Consider the following 19,363-nt stretch of genomic DNA (forward strand, 5'->3'; position numbering starts at 1 on the left):
CTCTTACGTTTCCGCAGGTCAGTTCGTTTTTTCGTCTGCGGCAGCAGGTGGGGCGGGTGGGACTCGAACCCACGGCCGACGGATTATGAGTCCGCTGCTCTAACCGGCTGAGCTACCGCCCCGAAACGGCGCGCGTACATCTGTACGCGCCGTGTCTGCCGCAGCATAGCTGCTCATACGATCTGCCGCCCGCGCCGGGGGTGGTCGTACGCAGGTGAGGACTTCGATCACGGGGTGATCGGTTCCCGCTATTGCCCAACAGTCGTACCGGGCAAAGAAAAAGGGCCCCTGATGGGGCCCTTCGGGTTGTGCTCCCGCGACTGGACTCGAACCAGTAACCTGCCGGTTAACAGCCGGCTGCTCTGCCGATTGAGCTACACGGGACCGCTCTGCTCGGACCCGCCGACCCGTTCCCGGGGGCGTTCCCTCGCTGCGAGCAATACATTAGCGCATGCCAGGGGGTACTCCGAAATCGGTATGGGTACGGCCCACCGCACCGAGAGATCCATGGATCGAGAGAACCGACAGAAGGGTGTAGCCATGCGCTACCGGCTCACGTTCGTCGCTGGACTGGCCGTGGGGTACGTGCTCGGGACACGCGCCGGTCGCGAGCGTTATGAGCAGCTACGGAAGGCGGCGCACCGGGTCGCCGAGAACCCGGCGGTCCGTAACGCCACCGAGTCCGCCGCGCAGACCGGCCGCGAGGCCGCGTCGAAGGCCGCCGGGGTCGTCAGCGAGAAGGTCGGGCATCGGCTGCCCGACTCGGTCAGCGACCGGGTGCGGTCCCTGCGGGGGCAGCGTACGCCGCTGGACGACGACTGGGGGACGAGCAATACGTGATCTGCAATACGTGACCTGCGGTACGTGATGCCTCCCCGGTGAGGGGCGCGTCACGCTCCGGCGGACCCCGCGCTTCCCGCCCGCTCCCGCGTCGCGCTACGCCGGGAGCGGGCGGGCGTGTGCCGGGGTGAGGAGCGGGGCCAGGAGGTCGCCGTGCCGCTCCAGGCGGGCGGGGAGGCCGGGGGCGAGGAAGATCAGCTCGTCCGGCGACGTCGCGGCCTCCAGCTCGTCCCAGGTGACCGGCGCCGAGACGGTCGGGCGGGGCCTGGCGCGGAGCGTGTACGGGGCGGCGGTCGTCTTGGCGGCGGCGTTCTGGGAGTGGTCGACGAAGACCTTCCGCTTGCGCAGCGCCCTGGTCATCCGGCTGAGCGCCAGCCCTGGAAGGGCCGCCTCCGCCTCCTCGGCGATCTTCTTGGCGTAGGCCGAGGCGGCGGCGGACGGTGCCGGCGTGATCGCGGCGAGCAGGTGGAGGCCCTTGGCGCCCGAGGTCTTGGGCAGGGCCGTGAGGCCGTCGTCGGCGAGCCGGTCGCGGATCCACAGGGCGACCGTGCGGCAGTCCAGGAGGGTGGCGCCCTCGCCGGGGTCCAGGTCGAAGACGAGGCGGTCGGCGAGGTTGCCGGTGCCCGCGCGGTCCGCGCGGTCCACGCGCCACTGCGGGGTGTGCAGCTCCAGCGCCGCGATGTTCGCCGCCCACACCAGCGTCGCCAGGTCCTCGACCAGCACCTGGTGGAGCGGTTCGCGGCTGACGTGGGTGACCTCGGCCGTGGTCACCCAGTCGGGGGCGCCGGGCGGGACGTTCTTCGCGAAGAAGCCGCCGCCCTCCACGCCGTCGGGGAAGCGGAAGAAGGAGAGGGGGCGGCCGTGCAGGTGGGGGAGGAGGGCTTCGGCGACGGAGGCGTAGTAGTGGAGGGCCTCCCCCTTGGTGAAGCCGGACGCCGGATAGAGCACCTTGTCCAGGTTGCTGAGCGCGAGACGGTGGCCCTCGATCTCCGTGTACGGCATACCCTGAGAGTCCCACAGAAGGGACAAAGGATGCGTTCTATCTGGAAAGGGTCCATATCCTTCGGCCTGGTCACGATCCCGATCAAGGTGGTCTCGGCGACGGAGAACCACAGCGTCTCCTTCCACCAGCTCCACGTCACCGACGGCGGGCGCATCCGGTACCGCAAGGTGTGCGAGCTGGAGGGCGAGGAGGTGCCGCGCGAGGAGATCGGCAAGGGGTTCGAGACCGACGACGGCACGACCGTGCAGCTCACGGACGAGGACCTGGCCGCGCTGCCCCTGCCGACCGCGAAGACCGTCGAGATCCTCGGCTTCGTGCCCGCCGAGGACATCGACCCGATCCAGCTCGACCGCTCCTACTACCTCGCCGTCGACGGCCAGGGCGGCGCCAAGCCGTACGCGCTGCTGCGCGAGGCGCTGAAGCGCTCGGGGCGGGTGGCCGTCGCCAAGCTGGCGATGCGCGGGCGGGAGAGCCTGGGGATGCTGCGCGTCTACGAGGACGTGCTCGCGCTGCACACCATGCTGTGGCCCGACGAGATCCGCCGCGCGAGCGGGGTCGCGCCCGAGGGGAACGTGACCGTGCGGGACGCCGAGCTGGACCTCGCTGACACGCTGATGGACACGCTCGGTGACCTGGACTGGGACGAACTGCACGACGAGTACCGCGAGGCCGTCGAGCGGCTCGTTGAGGCCAAGGCCGAGGGCGGCGACGCCGCCGTGGCGGCCGAGAAGGCGCCCGCCTCCTCGGGCAAGGGCAACGTCGTGGACCTGATGTCCGTCCTGGAGAGCAGCGTGCAGGCGGCCAAGAAGTCGCGGGGCGAGGGCGGCGGGGACGAGGACGCGACGGTGCACCAGTTGTCGAGCAAGCGCGGCGCGAAGAAGTCGGCCTCGTCCTCCTCGTCCTCCTCCCGGAGGGGCACCGGCAAGAAGACGGCCGCGAAGAAGACGGCTTCGTCGGCCAAGAAGACGGCGGAGAAGAGCGCCCCCGCCAAGAAGACCGCGTCCGCGAAGAAGACCGCGTCGGCCAAGGGGACGGCCAAGAAGACGGCAGCCAAGAAGACCGCCCGCACCCGTACGAAGAAGTCGGCCTGAGCGCGTCAGGTGGTGGGGCCTGGCGCGGAGGCGCGGCGGGCGGTGTCCCGTCGGGCGATGGCCTCGGCGACCTCCCGGAGTGCGGTGCGGATGAGGTCGCCGTAGGCGTCCCGGGGGAGGTGCGGGGCGTGCCGCTCGGCCTGTTCGACGTGTGCGGTGGCGGCGGCGAAGGAGCCGAGCCGACGGTAGTTGTCGGCGAGGTTGAGGTGCAGGGACGGGTAGAAGGCGGCGACGCGCAGACCGGCGTGGTGGTCCTGGACGCGCCGCTCGGTCACCGCTTCGGCGGCGTCCAGGGCGCGAACGTCCCAGGTCAGGGCCTGGGCGGGGTCTTCGTAGAGGTCGGCCAGGTAGTGCGCGAGGGTGCAGCGGTGCAGGGCGTCGCCGGTGACGCCGATCGACGTCCACAGCGCCAGGAGCCGGTCGCGGGCGCCCGCGGCATCCCCGGCCCGGCCCTCGGCGACGGCTCGGCCGATGGCCTCCATGGCCGGGACAGGGGTGGCGGGGGTGGCGGTCATGTGGATGTGCCTCCGTTTCGTGGGCCGACGGGCATGGCCAGAGTGGTGAGGTCGCCCCGGTCGGCGGAGCGGACGGTGCCGGGCTGGTCGCTTCCGCGCAGGTCGAGCAGCACGTCGGGGCCGATGGCGGTGCTGACGGCGGGGTAGAGCGTGGTCAGCTCGAACCGGATCAGGAGGTCGCGGCCCGTCACGGTCGCCGGGAGAAGGGTTCCGGGACGGGTGCCGGGGAGGGTGCCGTCGGCGGGGAGGACGCGTACGCCGTCGCCGGTCGCCTGGAGCGTGACGCGCTCGCCCGGGTGCTCCTCCAGTCCCCGCAGCAGCGCGTCCTTCGCGACCGTCACCCGGGTGGTGACCTCGTCCAGCGAGGCGAGCAGCAGCTTGTGGTCGGGGAACTCCTGCGGCAGCAGTCGGCAGTGCGGGTCCTGGCGGCCCCGGTCGGCCACGCGGAGCCGGATCCCGTGCGGGGCCGCTTCGATGCGCACCAGTGCGCTGCGGCGGACCTCGGCGACCGCCGTGCGCAGCTCGTCGCCGCTGACGGTGGCGGCCCACGTCCTCGTTGGCGGCTCGGCGGGCACCAGGGTGCGCGTGGAGAGCCGGTATCTGTCCGTCGCCGTCAGCGTGAGCGCCTCTGGGGTGGCCTCCATGCGCAGGCCGCCCAGCACCGGCAGCTCGGGCTTGCTGACGGTGGCGGCCAGTACCTGCTCGACCGCGTCGGCCAGCACGGGGCCCATGAGCGTGGCGATCGGCTCACCGGGCGCTTCGGGCGCCCGGGGTACATCGGACGCGCCGGACGCGTCGGCGAGCGAGGACTTGATGGCGGCGGCCTTCCGCCGCACCGCCGCCGCGTCCCCGAGCACCTTCGCGACGTGCTCGTCGATCAGCCGGGAGGCTTCACCGGGCTCCGCTTCGAGCACGGCCGCGACGGCGGGAAGGGGCATGGTGATCTCGCGGAGCGCCCGGAGCGAGGTCGCCCGCGCCACCTGGCCGACGCCGTAGTAGCGGTAGCCCGAGGCGGGATCGGTCTCGGCGGGACGCAGCAGCCCCGAGTCGGCGTAGAAGCGCAGCGCGCTGGCGGTCAGGCCACTGCGCTGGGCGAACACCCCGATGGGCATCAGTTCGGAAGGCGGCACCCGCACATCATTGGGCTTCGACCCACTTGAAGGTCAACGCGTCAACGCGTCAACGCGTCCTGTGCCCGTGCCCGTCTCCCGGGTCCCCCGGGTCCCCCGGGTCCCCCGGGGTGCGGCCTTCGGGGAGGAAGAGGACGGAGTTGACGTAGCGCCGGCGGTTCGGCGCGAGGGAGCGGCGGAGCAGGCCGTGTTCGGCGACGTGCGCGGTGCGCTGCTGGTGGGAGGCGAGGTCGAAGGAGGCCAGCGGCACCCAGTCCCGCTCGGGCAGCACCCAGCCGGTGTAGCCCAGCGACGTCAGCAGACCCAGGACGGGGGAGAGGGGCTGGATGCGCAGCTCCAGTTCGATGAAGAGCGCGGGGCCGAAGCGTCGCAGCGTGCGCTCGGCGCCGTGCAGGACGGCGAGTTCGCTGCCGTCGACGTCGATCTTCAGCAGCGTGACCTCGGTCAGCGCCAGCTCGTCCACGGGGAGGCAGGGCACGTCGAGTGCGGTGTCGTGGACCTCGCGCCTGCGTACGAGGGAGGAGACGCCACGGTCGCCCCGGCCGTCGGCGGGGAGCCAGAGTGTGGCCCGGCCCGCGTGGTCGGTGGCGGCGGCCTGGAGCACCTCGACATTCGCGGGCGTGGTCGCGCGCAGCCCGCGCGCGAGGTGGGGGACGGGCTCGATGGTGACGACGCGGTCGGCGCGCTGGGAGAGGCGGCGCGTCCACGGCCCGTACCAGCCGCCGATGTCGACGGCCGTGCCGTACGGCGGGCAGAAGTCGGCGAGACGGCGCAGTTCCGGTTCGAAGCGTGGGTAGAGCAGGTCCGTCGCCGTGGTGACGAAGCGGGCCGGGAGGTGGGGGGCGAGGCGGGCTGCCAGGGTCATGACGAGGAGTCCTCGGGGCCCCCGGGGTCCTCGGGGAGGTCGATGCGCTTGAGGAGCTGGGTGTGCTCTTCGTCGCCGACCTGTTCGCCGGAGGAGGGGAGGAGCTGGGGGATGCCGTCGACGATGGGGTAACGGCGGCGCAGGCGCGGGTTGTAGAGCGCCTCCTCGGGCTGGAGGAGAGCGAGCGGCCCCTTGTCGAGGGGGCAGGCGAGGATCTTCAGGAGGGGGTCGTCAGGGGAGAGGGTGGACATGGTGGCCGCTGCCTTTCCTGGGCTCGGGGTGGTGGGGGGTCGGGGCGTCGGCGGTGCTGGTTCCGGTTCCGGTTCTGGCTTCGGTTCCGGCTTCGGCTTCGGTTCCGGTGGTGCCGGGGTCCGGTGACGGGGGCGTATCGGACTCGGGTTCGGGCTCAGCGCCGGGTTCCGGCGCCGGCTCGTCGTGACGGGGAAGGGCCAGCAGGACGGAGACGGCCAGCGCAGCACCGCCCAGCCGCAGCGCCAGCCGCAGGGGCTCGCCCGGCAGCGGCTCGGCGAAGGCGATGGTGCCGCTGACGACGGCGAAGAGGAAGTTGACGGTCGTGCACACGGGCACGATCAGCGAGGCCCTGCACCGCTGGAGCGCGGTCTGGGAGAGGATCAGCCCCGTCGAGCCCGTGAAGAGCAGGATGTACGGGTACGGCGAGGTCAGCATCGCGATCGCCGTGCCGGGGACGTCCGCCACGTCGATGAGTCCGGCGGCACCCTTGATGGCGAGCGAACTCACCCCGTAGAGGAAGCCCACGGCCACCCCGTACGGCACACCCGCCGTCGGCAGGCGGTGGCGGCGGCGCGAGCGGCGCTCGGCGGAGAGGAACAGGCCGAGCGCCAGGGCGAGGGAGGGGAGGCAGATGGCCAGCAGCACGGGCAGCGGCGCCAGCTTGCTGATCTTCTCGGTGCTCTCGTGCAGCGAGAAGACGATCATGACCAGCGCGGCCACGATCGCCACCATCGCCTGCCGCTCCCGACCGGTGGAGCGCTCCCCGAGGAAGAGCGCCGACAGCAGCAGGAGCATCACCAGCCCCGTGACGAACAGCCCCTGGGCGGCGACGAGCGGCAGCGTGCGGTAGACGGCGAGCTGCGCGGCGAAGCCGAGCAGCAGTGAGATCGCCCCGAGCAGCCACAGGGGGCTGCGCAGCAGATGCGCCACGACCTGCCCTGGACGTGCGGCGGACAGCGGCGGCAGCGAGGACAGCGCCCGCTTCTCGATGACGAAGCCCGCGCTGAAGAGGACGTTGGCCAGCAGCGCCGCCGCGACCCCCCACAGCATCAGTGCCCCGACTTCCTCGCGTGGACGAGCAGGATCGAGGCCAGCGAGGGCGCCCGGCACGCGAGCCGGTCCAACGGGCGTAAGGGGCGCGGCACATCGTGGTACGGCGCCCCGGTGATCCCCTCGACGGTGAACCCGGAGGCGGGCAGCAGCGAGCGCAGCGCCTTCGCGGTGTAGAGGCGGAGATGGCCGACGACCTGGGAGCCGGGGCGGCCGTGTATGCCGCGCAGCGACACCTCGGAGAAGACCGGCTGGGTCCCGGCCAGCAGGAGGGCGCGGTTGTACCAGGCGGCCAGGTTCGGCGTGGACAGCAGCAGATGGCCGCCGGGGCGCAGGACGCGGCGCAGTTCGTCCAGCGCCGCGTCCGGGTCCACCAGGTGCTCGATGACCTCGCTGAAGACGACCGCGTCCGCCGAGCCCGAGGCGAACGGGAGGCCGGGTGCGGTGAGTTCGCCGCGTACGGCGGTCAGCCGCGTCGAGGCGCGGCGCAGCGCGTCCTGCGACCAGTCGACGCCGACGAGGCGGTGCTGGCCCAGCAGCTCGTCCAGCGTCGACGACGCGGTGGCCGCGGCCGTGCCGTCGCCGCAGCCGATGTCCAGGATGACGGGCGGCGCCGCGGACCCGCGCAGGGCCCGCGCGAGAACGGCCGCCTGACGGCGCGACCTGTCGGGGCCCGAGGCGACGGGCGTCGCGGGATCCTCGTACAGCTCGCGCAGACCGTCAGGCGCTTCGGCGGATGCGGCCGGCGGGGCTGACGGGGCCGACGGGGCCGACGTGCTGTCGCCCGTGTCCGTCGATGTGCTGTTGCCTGTGCCTGTCGACGGGTTGCTGCCTGCACCCGCCGACGTGCTGTCGCCCGTGTCCGTCGACGTGCCGTTGCTTGTGCCTGTCGACGGATCGTTGTGCGTGACCGTCGATGGGTTGTTGTGCGTGCCCGCCGACGGACCGCCGCCCGTGCCTGTCGACGGATCGCTGCGCGTGCTCGCCGATGGGTTGCTGTGCGTGGCCGTCGACGGATCGCTGCGCGTGCTCGCCGATGGGTTGCCGTCCGCACCCGCCGACGCGTCGCCGCCCGTACCCGCCGACGTGCCGCCCGCCGGGACGTCGGTGCCGGTACGGGCGCCGGGGCCGGTTTCTGCGGCGGGGCCCGTACCGGTGCCGGGGCCGGCGTCGGTGCCGGGGGGCGGGGTCACGAGTACTCCTCGTCGGGGGCGTAGGCCGTGGAGGCCAGGGAGCGGGCGAAGAGGGCGCCGAGGCTGTGGCCCGCCGCGTCGTCGAGGCGGGCGTGCGTCCAGCGCAGTGCGAGCTGGAGCCGTCCGCCCGTGGAGACCGTCGTGACGGAAAGCCCGCGCGGCGACTTGCCCGGTGCGGAGAACCACACGGCCTGCGCGCGGCCCGCGTCGCCGAAGTCCAGCGGGTAGGGGATGCGGCCGATGTTGGACAGCAGCGTGGTCGAGGCCCAGGGCCCGGCCGCGCTGCGCAGCCCCCGTACGTACGCGGCCCGCACCCCGACCGGAAGCACCGGTTTTGTCAGCAGGTCGCCGCCGAAACCCAGTTGGGGCCGGTTCTCGGACTTCAGTGCGCGGGTGCGGGCCGAGGTCGCGCGGAGCATGCGGGCGATGGCGCGGTGGTCGGGCGCGCCGGAGGCCGTCAGCGTCTCGTGCGCCTCGCGCTCCTCGGGCCCGAAGGTGACCTCCACCAGCCGTGTCCCGTTGCCGATCGGCATCTCCGCCGTGCGCGGCCTGTCGTCCACCGGCATGGTGATCCGCACGGGCCGCACCGGCTGCTCGTGCATCCGGTTCCAGCGCGCGCACATGATCCAGGTGGCCACGAGCAGTTGGTCGTTGACGGTGTACGGGCTGCGCCTGCCCGGTGCGCGCGGCGGGCGGGCCGGGAGGGGCAGGTCGGCGATGAACATGCCGTTGCCCGCGGCTCCGGGGTGGGTGGTGTCGGCGGCGATACGGGCGGGGCGCGTCCACGGCGAGGTCGCGGGTCCCGGCGGCGGCCCGGCGTCCTCCTCGCCGCTCCCGTTCCCGCCCGCGCCCCCGCCCGTAGCCGTGCGTACGGGCGGGGGCGCGGGGGAGTTGTCCGCGCCCCCGTACAGCTCGGCTGCCGTGGCCAGCACCCGCAGACAGGCGGGGCCGTCCAGGGCTGTGTGGTTGATGGTGACCAGCAGGACCCAGCGCCCCTCGTGCTCGACGACCTCGATCCGGATGGGCGGGGACGCGTCCAGCGGCGGGCACTCGGCCAGCGCGCGGCGGCGGCCCTCCTCCAGCGTGCCGCCCGGATAGGAGACGGGGTCGGTGTCCGGGGTGCCGGTAAGCCGCCAGGTGTAGCGGCGGTGCCACCAGCGCGTGGGCTCCTGCCGGATGAGGATGCGCGGGTGGCGGCGCAGGGCCTCGCCGACGGCGGCGCGCAGCCGGTCGGGGTCCGGCCGGTGCGGCAGGTGGATCTCGATGTGGACGGTCTCCGGCTCGTCGTCGGTCAGGCAGTGCCGGGTGATCTCGTCCACCGTGGGGAACGGGACGGTGCCCGCCGACTCCGGCGGTCGGCCTGGCAGTCCGTGCCGCGCGGACTGGAGTGCGGTCATGGGGTGGGTTCCTCCCCCTGCTCTGGGGCCTGGCGACGGCGCTTGGGCAGCGGTGACTGCGGGCGCGTCGTGCCCAGCGGTGGTGTGTCGGGGCCAGGGCGGTCCCGGGTTCCGGTTCCGGGCCCAGGCTCGGCGCCGGTTCCGGGCCCGCCGCTTCCGCTCGCGCTTCCGGGCCCGCGCCCGGGGTGCGGCCCTGGCGGCGGCGTCCCCGCACCGGGCCCGCCCTCGGGCCCGGACCCGGGCCCCGCCTCCGCCCCCGGCTCGGGCCGCTGCGGCCCGTAAGCACCGGTACCGGGCGGTACGGCGGGCAGCGGCTGCGCCTGCTGCGGCCCCGGATCGAACTCGGGCGGCCGCGGCCCGTACATCGGCGTCCTCGGCTCCGGCGCGGTCTCAACCTCCCGCACCGGCAGCGTGACCAGCGCCGCCGCGAGCGCGAGCAGCGCCAGCGCCTGCGCCGGGTGCCCGAAGGCGCCCCGGCCGTCGGTGAGCGCCGTATCCGGGCCCAGCGCGACGGCGATGCCCGCGCCCGCCATGGCCACCAGCGCGAGCGGCACCAGCAGCCCGGCGCGGAACCTGGCCAGCAGCGCGAGGGCCAGGACGACCAGCGCGTAGGGCCCGGAGATCAGCGCCACGACCAGCGTCACCGCGACCGTGCCCAGCACCCAGCCGGGGGCCGGGAGCATGCCCTCCTCGCCCAGCGGGGTGCCGTCGCGCCTGCGGACGAACGCGAGCCCCAGCAGCGCGAGGATGCCGATACCGGCCGCGATCAGCCCGCCCTCGTACCAGCGGGCGGGGCCGTACTCCAGCTCGACGACGCCGCTCTCGCCCGCCGGTACCAGGAAGCCCTGCTGCCAGCCGTCGAGCCGCAGCGGGGTCAGTTCCTTGCCGTTGAGCGTGGCCTTCCAGCCCTCGTTGACGTTCTGGTGGATCTGGAGGTACGAGGCGGCGCCGTCGCCGACCCGTACGGTGCGCCGGTCGCCCGTCCAGTCGATCGCGGACACCTCGCGGGACTCGCCGGGGTCGGGGTCCCCGGTCGCGCCGGTGCCCGGCTCCGTGTCCGGCTCGGTATCCGTCTCCTCGCCCGCCGAGGCGGCGTCGCCCCTGCTGAGGGTGACATCGGTGACGGCCAGTGGCCCGGTGTCCCCGGCCTCGACGGTGTGGTTCCCCTTGTCCAGGTCCAGGCTGCCGTCCTTCGCCTCGGCCGCGCACAGTTCGACGTCGACGGGCCGGCGCTCTGTGAGGTCGCGGACCTTGCCGGACGCCTTCGTCGCGTGCAGCGTGCCGTCGACGGCGAGCATCGGGCCCTGGCCGCAGGGCAGGTCGAACTCCTCGTCCGCGTCGGGCCGCCCCACCCGCAGGTCCTCCAGCGCGGGCACGTGCACCTCGCTGAGTCCGACGGGGAGCTGGAGGTTCCGGTCGGCGACGGGGTTGTGGACCGTCAGCGGCCTCGTCTTGGTGACCGTGATGGTCAGCTCGTCGGTGGTGATGGGTTCGAAGCGGGCCCAGCCGTTCTTGTCGACGCCCGCCGTCGCGGCGCCGTCGGGGGAGCTGATGCGGACCTCTTCGGGGCGCGCCGAGATGCCGCCCGCCGCCGCGAGGACCAGTTCGCTGATCTCCTTCTTGCCCGGCCAGCTCAGATGCACCGTCGCCTTGTCCCCGGCGACCCAGGCCGTGGTCAGGTCGCCGTCGACCAGGTTGCGGGCGCTGAGCGAGGTGCCGGTGCGGGCCGTGGAGTCGGCGGAGGCGGTGATGCGGTCGCGCGATCCCGGGGCCACCTCGTCGAGGAGCCGGTCGAGTTCGCCGCTGGCGACGGGCAGGGCGCGCGCGGTGATGTCGTACTCGCCGTCGTCCCCGGTGCTGAACTGGCGGTGCAGCCCGGTCTCCGACGCGGCGGGCGAGAGGCCGCCGGGGTCGCTGCCGCGGTGCAGCGAGACGATCTCGCCGTCCGCCTTGTCGGTCGCCTGCGCGCGCTCCGCGTCGGCGGGCAGCTTCAGCAGCCGCGTGACCTGTACGTCGGCGTCCGGCACGTCGATCTCCGAGAAGCCCACGCCCGACAGCCCCGGCCTGGGGTTCTGCGCCCCCTCGATGGTGATCTTCATCCAGTCGGCCGCGCCCTTGGGCGCCTTGACCTTCTGCTTCGAGCCGTCCGTGCGCAGCGGGCTGGTCCTCCTGCCGTGCTCCGTCTCCACGCGCACGCTGGTGGGCGCGGCGCGGGTCGCGTCGGACGGCAGCGGGGTCACCTCGATCGAGGAGGGCACGTCCGTCTTCTTCTCGAAGCCGATCCGCAGCCACTGCCCCTCCGCGTCACCCGCGCTGCCCTCGGCCCAGGCGGTGTCGGGATTGCCGTCGAAGGCGTTCGCCGGGTCGTACTGGGGCAGGTGGAAGAGCCAGTTGCCGCTGCTGGACGCGGTCACGGACTTCGCGCCGCGCAGCGTGGACACAGTCTGGTGCCCGGTGCCCTGCGTCGGCAGGATCTGCTTGGGCTTCTCGCCCGGATTCTGGAGGCTGTCGGGGTGGTTCCGCTCGTCCGCGGTGTACGTGTACGAGGTGTTGGTGTTGACCAGCCCGAACCGGGTGTCGGCGCGCCGCAGTCCGTCGGCCTGGACCTGGAGCGGCGGCGACGCGAGGCCCGGATGGTTGTCGCCGGTCAGCACGCTGGGGCGCTCGGCCACCGCCGGGTCGGCCGACAACTGGAGCAGCGACTCGGGCCCGCCGCTGACGCGCACGGTGTCGGCGACGGCCTTCGCGTCCACCTCGGCCGGGCGCGGGGTGTCCTCGGGCGCGTAGATCTCGACGGCGCGCTCGCGCGGGTAGAGGCCCGCGACCTGGAGCGGGGTCTCCTCGGGGATGCGGCCCATGGTGAGGGTGGGCCCGAAGCTCTTCACCTTCTGGTAGCCGGACATCTCCAGGGTGCGCTTGACGGTCTGCGGGGGCACGTAGCCGACCTGGTCGGGGTCGAGATCGCCGCGTACGACGACGTAGTGCAGCCCGGCGCGGGCCAGGTAGGCGGACAGCCCGGGGACCTCGCCGCCGGTGGTGAGCGACTGCTCGACGGCGTCCATGGCGCGCCGGTTGCCCGGAGTGCCGAACGGGACGTAGTCGCGCTGCGCCCAGGCGGAGTCGGCGAGCACGTCCAGGGGCTGGTCGATGGGGGAGCCCCAGGTGTAGACGCCGTGCGCGGTGGCGGGGGTGACATAGGCGCGGCTGTCGGGCGAGTGGTCCTCCAGCCAGCTCGCGGTCTGCTTCCAGTGGTCAGGGAGCTTCTCGAAGGCGCCGGGCTGGAGCACGTTCCCGTTCACGTACGGCAGCGCGAGACCCGGCAGCACCACCAGCGCCGCGACGGCGGGCAGCAGCCGCCGCCCCCGCATCGGGCGCACGCCCTCGGTGCGCGCGGCCAGCGCCGTCAGATGGGCGAGGCCGAAGGCGAGCGCGAGGGCGAGCCCCGGCTGGAACTTGTAGATGTTGCGGAACGGCCGCAGCCACCCGTCCAGCCACGCCTGCACCCCGTCGGCGAAGGGCGCGCCCAGCGCGCCCCCGTACCCGGCGAGCATGATGCCCGCGACCGTCAGCACGGTGAGCACCAGCCAGCGGCGCTCGGGCACGTCGCGACGGGCGAGCCCCGCGAGGCCGAGCGCCGCGGCGAGGGCGCCGCCCAGGATCGCCAGGACGCTGGTGACGACGGTCCAGCCCGCGGGCAGCCAGGGCTCGCCGAAGTTGAGGTACGCGGTCCAGTTGCCCGCGCCCCGCAGCATCTCGGCCGCCGACATGGTGCCGGTGGTGGTGTGGGCGCTCTCGACGTACGGCATGAAGTCCTCGCCGTACACCCCGAGCAGCACCAGCGGCACCGTCCACCACAGCGTCGCCAGCACCACCCCGGGCAGCCACCAGGCGAGCAGCGCCGTACGTCTGCGCCCGGTGCGGGTGACGAGGTACAGCCCGGCCGGGAGCAGCGCGGCCAGCGTGGACGCCGCGTTGACGCCGCCCATGAAGGGGATCAGCAGCGCGGAGCGGGCAGCGGCCACCCTGGGCGTCGCGGTCGTGGACGTCAGGGGCAGCAGCACCCAGGGCAGCACGGCGCCGGTGAGCGCGGCGGCCGAGGTGGAGCCGACGACGATGGTGAACGTCGGCCACAGCGCGTAGACGGCCGCGCCCAGCAGCCGGGTCGCGCGCGAGCCGACGCCGAACCGCTCGGCCAGCCGCAGCGCCCCCCAGAAAGCCGTCGCCACGACGAGCGACAGCCACAGCCGCTCGGCCAGCCAGGTGGGGATCTGGAGCAGGTCGGTGAGGGCGTAGTACGGGAGCATCGGGAAGAGGTAGCCGATGTACTGGTCGGCGATCCCGCCGAAGCCCGCGCGGTCGTGCCACAGCCCGCCGAGGTCGCCGAGGAACTGCCAGGGGTCGGTGGCCACCCCGAGCTTGGTCTCGAAGGTCGTCTTCCCGGGCGACTTGGCCAGGAAGGCGACGAACACGACCGCCCAGAACCCGAAGAGCCAGCGCTTGCCGCGCGGCGGCTCGGGCGGCGGCGCCGGGTCCGCCGTGCGCGCCGCGCCGGGGGTCTGGGGTGGTGCCTGGACGGTCGTGGTCATGTGGGACACCGCCGGAGGATGAGGAGGAGGTTCCAGGTGGCGAACTCGCGCAGGCCCGGTACGCGGGTGACGGCGCTCGCGAGGAAGGGCCAGTAGCGGGACCGGGCCGCGACGACGCTGACGTCCTCGCGGGCCCGTACCTGGCGGAGGGTGGGCCCGATGTGCACGGCGAAGAGGTTCTCGCCGAGGGCGTGTTTGGCCTCGTGCCCCGTGCGCCTGCGGTAGCGGGCGCGGGCGCGTTCGTGGCCGAGGTAGTGCCAGGGGGCCATCTCGTGACCGCCCCACGGGGAGTACCAGTTGGTGAAGGAGACGTAGATCAGCCCGCCGGGGCGGGTGACGCGCACCAGCTCGGAGAGGAAGGTGCGCGGATCGGCGACGTGCTCCAGCACATTGGAGGTGAAGCACACGTCGGCGGCGCCGTCGGCCAGCGGCAGCAGATAGCCGTCGGCGACGACAGCGCCCTCGGGGACGCGGCCCCGCGCGCGCAGTTCGCGCAGGTCCGGCTCGAAGAGGAAGCTCTGCGCTCCGCGCCGCCGGAACTCCTCGGTGAAGTGCCCGCTGCCGCCGCCCACGTCGACCACCGTCGCGCCCGCCAGGGGCACATAGCGCTCGACCTGCGCGGCGGCGTCGCGCGCGAGCAGGCCGTAGCAGTGCTCCGGGTCCTCCTGCTCGCGCATGAAGGCGCGGAAGAGGGCGACCGATCTTCTGATGGAGGGATCCCGCAAAGCCCGCTCACCGCCCCTTGAAGTGCTCTGCTCGTCTCTGCACCGGCCGGTCGGCGGGAGCGGGAGTGGGGGACGGGGTGAGTGCGGGCGCGGTTGTGGGGGTGGCCCGCACGGTGGAGGCGAGGACGGGCGCGGGCGCGGGGTTCGCGGGCGCGGCGGGGAGCGGTGGCACCGGGGACCGGTGGGAGCGGGCGTACGCCTCGGCCGCTACGGCGCGGAACGCGCGCACCGTGTTCGCCCAGCGGAAGCGGGCCGCCCTGCGCTCGGCCGCCGCGCCCAGCGCCTCGCGACGGGTGGCGGACAGCGCGAGCGCGCACCAGTGCGCGGCGAAGGAACTGTCACCGCCCGCCAGCAGACCCGTCACACCGTGCTCGACGGAGTCGCGGAGCCCGGGGATGTCGAAGCCGACGGCGGGCGTGCCGCGCGCGGCGGCCTCGGTGACGACCAGCCCCCACCCCTCCACCAGCGAGGGGTGCAGCAGCAGCCAGGACTGGCAGAGCAGCCGGTGCTTCTCGGCCTCCGTCACATGCCCGCTGAAGGTGACGTCAGGCCCCGCCATCGCTTCGAGCCGGGCCCGCTCAGGCCCCTCGCCGACGATGACGAGCCTGCCGCCGGTCACGGGCCGCACCCGCTCCCACAGGCGTAGGAGGAGGTCGACGCGCTTGTACTCCACGAGCCGCCCCATCGCCAGGAACAGCGGCTCGGGGGACTTGGGCAACAGGGGGCCCGGCTCCTCGACGCCGTTGTGCACGATGCGGATCTCGTCGCCCGGCACGCCCAGTTCGCGCAGCGCCTCGGCGGTGGAGCCGGAGACGGCGACCTTGAGGTTGTCGCGGTGGTTGCTGGCCAGCGCCCAGTGTTCGAGACGGCGGCCGAGGCGGGCAGCGGGTGCCGGGTAGCGCATGCCCCACAGGTCGGTGTGCACGTGGTTAACGAAGCACAGCGTCGGCCCCCGGTGCCACAGCGGCGCGAGGTAGGGCATGCCGTTGCAGACCTCGACGAGCAGATCGCAGTCGCCCACCTGACGGGCGAACGCGCGGCGGGCGCGCAGGAAGTGGTCCGCGTCGCCGCCCGCCGACACGACGCGGTAGTCGCGGTAGGCGGCGGGTCCGCCGCACAGCAGGGTCACTTGGTGGCCGTGGGCCGTGAGGCCGTCGGCGATGCGGTCGATCAGCAGCTCGGATCCGCCGGCTGCGGGGTTTCCGAGGTCGCGTCTGGCGAGGAAGACGATGCGTCGGGGGGACCCTGGCTCGACGGTGCGCTGCCGCCGCGGCGTCTGTGCTGGTGGCTGTGCGGTGGTGTGCGCGGCGGTGTGTGCGGGCGCTGCCTGTGCGGTGGGGACGTGCACGCCACGTGGGGGGACCAGGGAGGGTCGTACGTGCTGGGGCATCGGTGCTCCAACTCGTTCTCAGGGTGCGGTACGGGCGGTACGTGCGGTACGCGGTACGGGCATTGCGAGCGGTGCGTGCGGTACGTGTGGGGGCTGCGGAACCTGCGTGATCCGCGCGGGCCGTGGGGCGGACCCGGCGGGATTGTGCCGGTCGTGCGTGTCCTGCGAGGGGCGGTGCGGGGGCGGTGCGCGTTGGAAGGCTCAGTGTTCGCCGCGCCTTGGTGCCAGGGCTACTCACGGGGGTGACAATTTCGGGGCGTAAACGGACTGACGCTTCATCACTTCGCGCTCTCGTGAGTGCGCCGCGTCCGGTCGGCCGCACATGCCGGGGTCACACTTCCCCCTTCCGCCGACTTCCCCGTCCGCCCCGCTCCTCCCGTCCTCCCCGTACGAGCAGGACCGTCCCGGCCGCCGCGAGCAGCACACCCAGGACGGTGGCCCCGAGCGGCGCTGTCGCCCCGACCAGCTCCAGCTTGTCGTTGTCCGCCTTTGCCAGCTCGACGGCCTCGCGCCGGGTCGCCTTGTCGAACTCCAGCGCGTCGCTCTGGAGCAGCGTGACCTCGTCCTTCTCGCCGCCGGGGGCGCGCAGCGTCACCTCGGGGCCCGTCGTGGCGTCGAGGATGCGCCCGGTGCGCTCGTCCACGACGAACTCAAGACCGGAGTTCGCGTACCACTCCTCGGCCTGCACCTGCCCGCTCTCCGGCCGGTCCACCAGCATCCCCGGCACCTGCCGGGTGCCCGCCCTGGACGGCTCCACGGTGCCCTCGAAACGCAGCCCCTCGTAGCCCTCGACCTTCTCGCGGCCCGCGTAGCGCAGCGGGACGGTGGCGCCGAGGTTGCTGTCCCACCAGTTGTAGGTGCGCTGCTCCACGTCGAAGGGCCACTTCAGATACGCCTCGCCCGAGGTGTTCGCGGGCTTCAGCTTGCAGCAGCGCACCGGGAGGTTCGTCTCGCGGTCGGTGACCCAGCGTTCGGTCGTCCACTGGAACGCCTGGCGTGGATCGTCGAGCTTGCGCGTCGTCGGGTTGTCGATGGTCTGCGACACGTCCCATACCGCCCGGCCGCTCTTCTCGCTCGCGGCGACATCGCCCAGGACGCGACGGGTGACAGTGAGTTTCTGGTCATCCTTGGTCTTGAGGTCTTCCTGGTCAAAGTACTTGCCCTTGCCCGTGAAGACCGAGGTCATGTTGATGTCGGTGGGGGTGCGCTTGGCGCGTGGCTCGACGTACCAGGCGAGCATCGGCGCGAGGACGAGCAGGAAAACCCCGAGGCCCAGGAGGACAAGGGAGAGCGGAGAGGCGGAACGGCGCATTTCGGTGCACTCCGGGTGTGAAGTGGTGCGGTATCGGGCCGCGTTGCGGCAGTGCGCGTTCGAAGAAGCGAGGTGAAGACCGTGAAGGCTCCGTATGGGGCGGAAACCGTAGGCGGAGTCTTGACACGCCGTCAATGCTTCTTCGACACTCGGCAACCACAGAGGGGTCGGCCCTGGGGCGGGGCCGGTGCGCATTCACGGCACCACGACGAGAGGTTCGCCGCGTCATGCACAGACTCCTTGCCGCAGGGCTCACCTGCGTCGTCGCCGCGGTCCTCGCGGTCGCCGCAGCGCTGGGGATCGTCGCCGCGCTGAACGCGACTCCCGAGCAGCCGAACGTGCCGCTCGTGCACTTCCGCTCGTCCCCCAACGCGACGCCGTCCACGACGTCTTCGCCGTCGGAGTCCGCCTCACCCTCACCCTCCCCGTCCGCCTCGTCCTCGTCCTCCTCCGCCGCCGAGTCCGACGCGGGGGAGTGAGCGTGGCGACGCCCGTGTCCACCTCGGCGCGCTCCGCCTGGCAGGACGTACCGCCGCTGCGCATCCGGCGGTTCGCCGAACGGGCCCTCGCCGAGGTGCCCGTGCTCGCGGAGGACATCCTGCGCGCGATCCGCCGCGAGTACCCGGGGCTGCCGCTCGTCGTCGACGAGTCGGGCGAACCCATGGCCCTCATCGGCATCCGCCGCGCGCTGGAACACTTCGTCGAGCACCTGTCGACGGGCATGGACCGCCCGCACGTGCCGCCGCAGGTCTTCCAGGAATTCGGCCGGGGCGAGGTCCAGCAGGGCCGCAGCCTCGACTCGCTCCAGGCCATCTACCGGCTCGGCATCCGCCTCGCCTGGCGCAGGCTCGCCGAGATCGGCACCCAGATGGAGATCCCGCCGCCCGCCATGTACGAACTGGCCGAGTCCGGCTTCCAGTACCTGGACGGCCTGGTCGCCGAGTCCGTACGCGGCTACGCGGAGGCCGCTGCGCGGCAGGCGGGCGAACGCCTGCGGCTCCAGCGGCGGCTGCTCGACCTGCTGCTCTCCGACCACCACAGGGCGACGGCCAACGGCGCCGCCGACCCCAGCGACCTGCTCGCCGACCGCGCCGCGCGCATCGGATGGCCGGTGCCGCGCACGGTCGCCGTCGGCGTCCTCGTACGCCCCGCACGCTCGGCCGTGCCGCCCGCCGTCGGCGACGAGGTGCTGCTCGACATGGACTGCGAACAGCCCCGCATGGTGGTGCCCGAGCCCGAGGCGCCGGGCCGCTTCGACCTCCTACGGCGGGCCACCGCCGGGTGGGCCGGCGCGGTCGGGCCGCCCGTGCCGGTCACCCAGGCGGCGAAGTCGCTGCGCTGGGCGCAGGCGGCCGTCGCGCTCATGGAGCGCGGGCTGCTGCCGGGTGGGCAGTTGCTGTACTGCACCGAGCACACGGAGGCGCTCGTGCTGCTGCCGCCCGAGGAACTCATCGACGGGCTCACCCGGCGCAGACTCGCCCCCCTCGCGGACTGCGGGCCCACGCACAGCCGTCGGCTCTCCGAGACGCTGCTCGCCTGGCTGGAGACGCGGGGTGGGGCGCCCGAGGTCGCCGGGCGGCTCGGGGTGCATCCGCAGACGGTGCGGTATCGGTTGCGGCAGATCCGTGAGCTGTGGGGCGACGACATCGACGATCCCGACCTACGCTTCGAGCTGGAACTGGTCCTCCGCGCAATGCGCCTCCGCGGCGAACTCCGCTAGCCCCGGCGGGGGTTGCCCTGTTCGCCGGGGGTGTTGCGCGGGACGGTTCGCCGGTGTGGTGGGTGTCGCAGGGTCCCGCGCTGGGTTTTCGCGGGTTCGCCGTTGTTTTCCGGGTGCGGGTGGGTGGCTTCGGCGCGGCGTGTGGTTGCGGTGCGTTGCGGCTGGCGCCGCGTGATTCCGGGTTTCCGTTGGGGCTGTGGGTGTGTGGGTGGGGGGGGTGTCCGGTGCCGCGGTGGGGTGTCTCCTCGGCGTGAAGCTTTCGTCGTCGCCTCTCGGCCGGTGACTTTCTCGACC

16 protein-coding genes and 2 tRNA genes are annotated in these 19,363 nt (G+C 73.3%); 4 read left to right on the forward strand and 14 right to left on the reverse strand.

The genetic code is table 11. The annotated features are described in order from the left end of the window. Positions 1 to 48 precede the first annotated feature (48 nt). Both ACWGJ2_RS38385 and ACWGJ2_RS38390 read right to left on the reverse strand, forming a co-directional pair. Positions 49 to 122 (reverse strand) — tRNA-Ile (locus ACWGJ2_RS38385). Positions 123 to 311: 189 nt separating this feature from the next. Next, a tRNA-Asn gene (locus tag ACWGJ2_RS38390) sits at positions 312 to 384 on the reverse strand. Between the two features lie 156 nt (positions 385 to 540). Between ACWGJ2_RS38390 and ACWGJ2_RS38395 the strand changes: the two genes are divergently transcribed. Next, the gene (locus tag ACWGJ2_RS38395; RefSeq protein ID WP_453351027.1) at positions 541 to 840 is read left to right on the forward strand and encodes a YtxH domain-containing protein; all 300 of its coding nucleotides are present in this window, start codon (positions 541 to 543) and stop codon (positions 838 to 840) included. Positions 841 to 936: 96 nt separating this feature from the next. Here ACWGJ2_RS38395 and ligD read toward each other — a convergent pair whose 3' ends face one another. Beyond that, positions 937 to 1,842, reverse strand: a complete 906-nt coding sequence (gene ligD, locus ACWGJ2_RS38400; protein ID WP_453351028.1) for a non-homologous end-joining DNA ligase — start codon at positions 1,840 to 1,842, stop codon at positions 937 to 939. 30 nt (positions 1,843 to 1,872) lie between these two features. On the opposite strand from ligD, the gene ku reads away from it, so the two are divergent. Further along, the gene (ku, locus tag ACWGJ2_RS38405) at positions 1,873 to 2,934 is read left to right on the forward strand and encodes a non-homologous end joining protein Ku (RefSeq protein WP_453351029.1); all 1,062 of its coding nucleotides are present in this window, start codon (positions 1,873 to 1,875) and stop codon (positions 2,932 to 2,934) included. A gap of 5 nt (positions 2,935 to 2,939) precedes the next feature. On the opposite strand, the gene ACWGJ2_RS38410 is transcribed toward ku, so the two are convergent. The 11 genes from ACWGJ2_RS38410 to ACWGJ2_RS38460 all read right to left on the reverse strand — a co-directional run bounded on the left by ACWGJ2_RS38410 (position 2,940) and on the right by ACWGJ2_RS38460 (position 17,349). Next, entirely contained in the window at positions 2,940 to 3,449 is a 510-nt protein-coding gene (locus ACWGJ2_RS38410) for a hypothetical protein (RefSeq protein WP_453351030.1), read from the reverse strand. Beyond that, positions 3,446 to 4,579 (reverse strand): DNA polymerase III subunit beta family protein, encoded by a 1,134-nt coding sequence (locus tag ACWGJ2_RS38415; protein WP_453351031.1) that lies wholly within the window; start codon positions 4,577 to 4,579, stop codon positions 3,446 to 3,448. The genes ACWGJ2_RS38410 and ACWGJ2_RS38415 overlap by 4 nt, the downstream gene beginning before the upstream one ends. 49 nt (positions 4,580 to 4,628) lie before the next feature. Beyond that, positions 4,629 to 5,444 (reverse strand): FkbM family methyltransferase, encoded by an 816-nt coding sequence (locus ACWGJ2_RS38420; RefSeq protein WP_453351032.1) that lies wholly within the window; start codon positions 5,442 to 5,444, stop codon positions 4,629 to 4,631. Further along, on the reverse strand, positions 5,441 to 5,695 hold the full coding sequence (locus ACWGJ2_RS38425) for a Trm112 family protein (RefSeq protein WP_453351033.1): 255 nt from the start codon (positions 5,693 to 5,695) through the stop codon (positions 5,441 to 5,443). The genes ACWGJ2_RS38420 and ACWGJ2_RS38425 overlap by 4 nt, the downstream gene beginning before the upstream one ends. Further along, the gene (locus ACWGJ2_RS38430; RefSeq protein ID WP_453351034.1) at positions 5,676 to 6,746 is read right to left on the reverse strand and encodes a DMT family transporter; all 1,071 of its coding nucleotides are present in this window, start codon (positions 6,744 to 6,746) and stop codon (positions 5,676 to 5,678) included. The genes ACWGJ2_RS38425 and ACWGJ2_RS38430 overlap by 20 nt, the downstream gene beginning before the upstream one ends. Continuing rightward, complete coding sequence (locus tag ACWGJ2_RS38435) at positions 6,746 to 7,462, reverse strand: class I SAM-dependent methyltransferase (protein ID WP_453351042.1); 717 nt, start codon at positions 7,460 to 7,462, stop codon at positions 6,746 to 6,748. Before ACWGJ2_RS38435 ends, ACWGJ2_RS38430 begins: the two co-directional genes overlap by 1 nt. A gap of 473 nt (positions 7,463 to 7,935) precedes the next feature. Then, positions 7,936 to 9,336, reverse strand: coding sequence for a condensation protein (locus ACWGJ2_RS38440; RefSeq protein WP_453351035.1), 1,401 nt, complete (start codon positions 9,334 to 9,336; stop codon positions 7,936 to 7,938). Beyond that, positions 9,333 to 13,922 (reverse strand): alpha-(1->3)-arabinofuranosyltransferase domain-containing protein, encoded by a 4,590-nt coding sequence (locus ACWGJ2_RS38445; RefSeq protein WP_453351036.1) that lies wholly within the window; start codon positions 13,920 to 13,922, stop codon positions 9,333 to 9,335. Before ACWGJ2_RS38445 ends, ACWGJ2_RS38440 begins: the two co-directional genes overlap by 4 nt. After that, positions 13,919 to 14,647, reverse strand: coding sequence for a class I SAM-dependent methyltransferase (locus ACWGJ2_RS38450; protein WP_453351037.1), 729 nt, complete (start codon positions 14,645 to 14,647; stop codon positions 13,919 to 13,921). The genes ACWGJ2_RS38445 and ACWGJ2_RS38450 overlap by 4 nt, the downstream gene beginning before the upstream one ends. A gap of 7 nt (positions 14,648 to 14,654) precedes the next feature. Beyond that, positions 14,655 to 16,037 (reverse strand): glycosyltransferase family 4 protein, encoded by a 1,383-nt coding sequence (locus tag ACWGJ2_RS38455; RefSeq protein WP_453351038.1) that lies wholly within the window; start codon positions 16,035 to 16,037, stop codon positions 14,655 to 14,657. A gap of 331 nt (positions 16,038 to 16,368) precedes the next feature. Continuing rightward, the gene (locus ACWGJ2_RS38460; RefSeq protein ID WP_453351039.1) at positions 16,369 to 17,349 is read right to left on the reverse strand and encodes a DUF3068 domain-containing protein; all 981 of its coding nucleotides are present in this window, start codon (positions 17,347 to 17,349) and stop codon (positions 16,369 to 16,371) included. A 227-nt stretch (positions 17,350 to 17,576) separates the two neighbouring features. Between ACWGJ2_RS38460 and ACWGJ2_RS38465 the strand changes: the two genes are divergently transcribed. Together ACWGJ2_RS38465 and ACWGJ2_RS38470 are read left to right on the forward strand one after the other, a co-directional pair. Beyond that, a complete protein-coding gene (locus ACWGJ2_RS38465) occupies positions 17,577 to 17,828 on the forward strand; it encodes a hypothetical protein (RefSeq protein ID WP_453351040.1) in 252 nt (83 codons plus the stop codon). Positions 17,829 to 17,830: 2 nt separating this feature from the next. Then, entirely contained in the window at positions 17,831 to 19,069 is a 1,239-nt protein-coding gene (locus tag ACWGJ2_RS38470) for a PucR family transcriptional regulator (protein WP_453351041.1), read from the forward strand. Positions 19,070 to 19,363 lie beyond the last annotated feature (294 nt).

This window comes from Streptomyces sp. NPDC054796, from assembly GCF_053611545.1.

Coding starts and splice junctions, on each gene's coding strand:
- ACWGJ2_RS38440 (WP_453351035.1), bottom strand. CDS start 9,336: ATGACCGCACTCCAGTCCGCGCGGCACGGACTGCCAGGCCGACCGCCG.
- ACWGJ2_RS38395 (WP_453351027.1), top strand. CDS start 541: ATGCGCTACCGGCTCACGTTCGTCGCTGGACTGGCCGTGGGGTACGTG.
- ACWGJ2_RS38445 (WP_453351036.1), bottom strand. CDS start 13,922: ATGACCACGACCGTCCAGGCACCACCCCAGACCCCCGGCGCGGCGCGC.
- ACWGJ2_RS38465 (WP_453351040.1), top strand. CDS start 17,577: ATGCACAGACTCCTTGCCGCAGGGCTCACCTGCGTCGTCGCCGCGGTC.
- ligD (WP_453351028.1), bottom strand. CDS start 1,842: ATGCCGTACACGGAGATCGAGGGCCACCGTCTCGCGCTCAGCAACCTG.
- ACWGJ2_RS38410 (WP_453351030.1), bottom strand. CDS start 3,449: ATGACCGCCACCCCCGCCACCCCTGTCCCGGCCATGGAGGCCATCGGC.
- ACWGJ2_RS38460 (WP_453351039.1), bottom strand. CDS start 17,349: ATGCGCCGTTCCGCCTCTCCGCTCTCCCTTGTCCTCCTGGGCCTCGGG.
- ACWGJ2_RS38455 (WP_453351038.1), bottom strand. CDS start 16,037: ATGCCCCAGCACGTACGACCCTCCCTGGTCCCCCCACGTGGCGTGCAC.
- ACWGJ2_RS38425 (WP_453351033.1), bottom strand. CDS start 5,695: ATGTCCACCCTCTCCCCTGACGACCCCCTCCTGAAGATCCTCGCCTGC.
- ku (WP_453351029.1), top strand. CDS start 1,873: ATGCGTTCTATCTGGAAAGGGTCCATATCCTTCGGCCTGGTCACGATC.
- ACWGJ2_RS38420 (WP_453351032.1), bottom strand. CDS start 5,444: ATGACCCTGGCAGCCCGCCTCGCCCCCCACCTCCCGGCCCGCTTCGTC.
- ACWGJ2_RS38430 (WP_453351034.1), bottom strand. CDS start 6,746: ATGCTGTGGGGGGTCGCGGCGGCGCTGCTGGCCAACGTCCTCTTCAGC.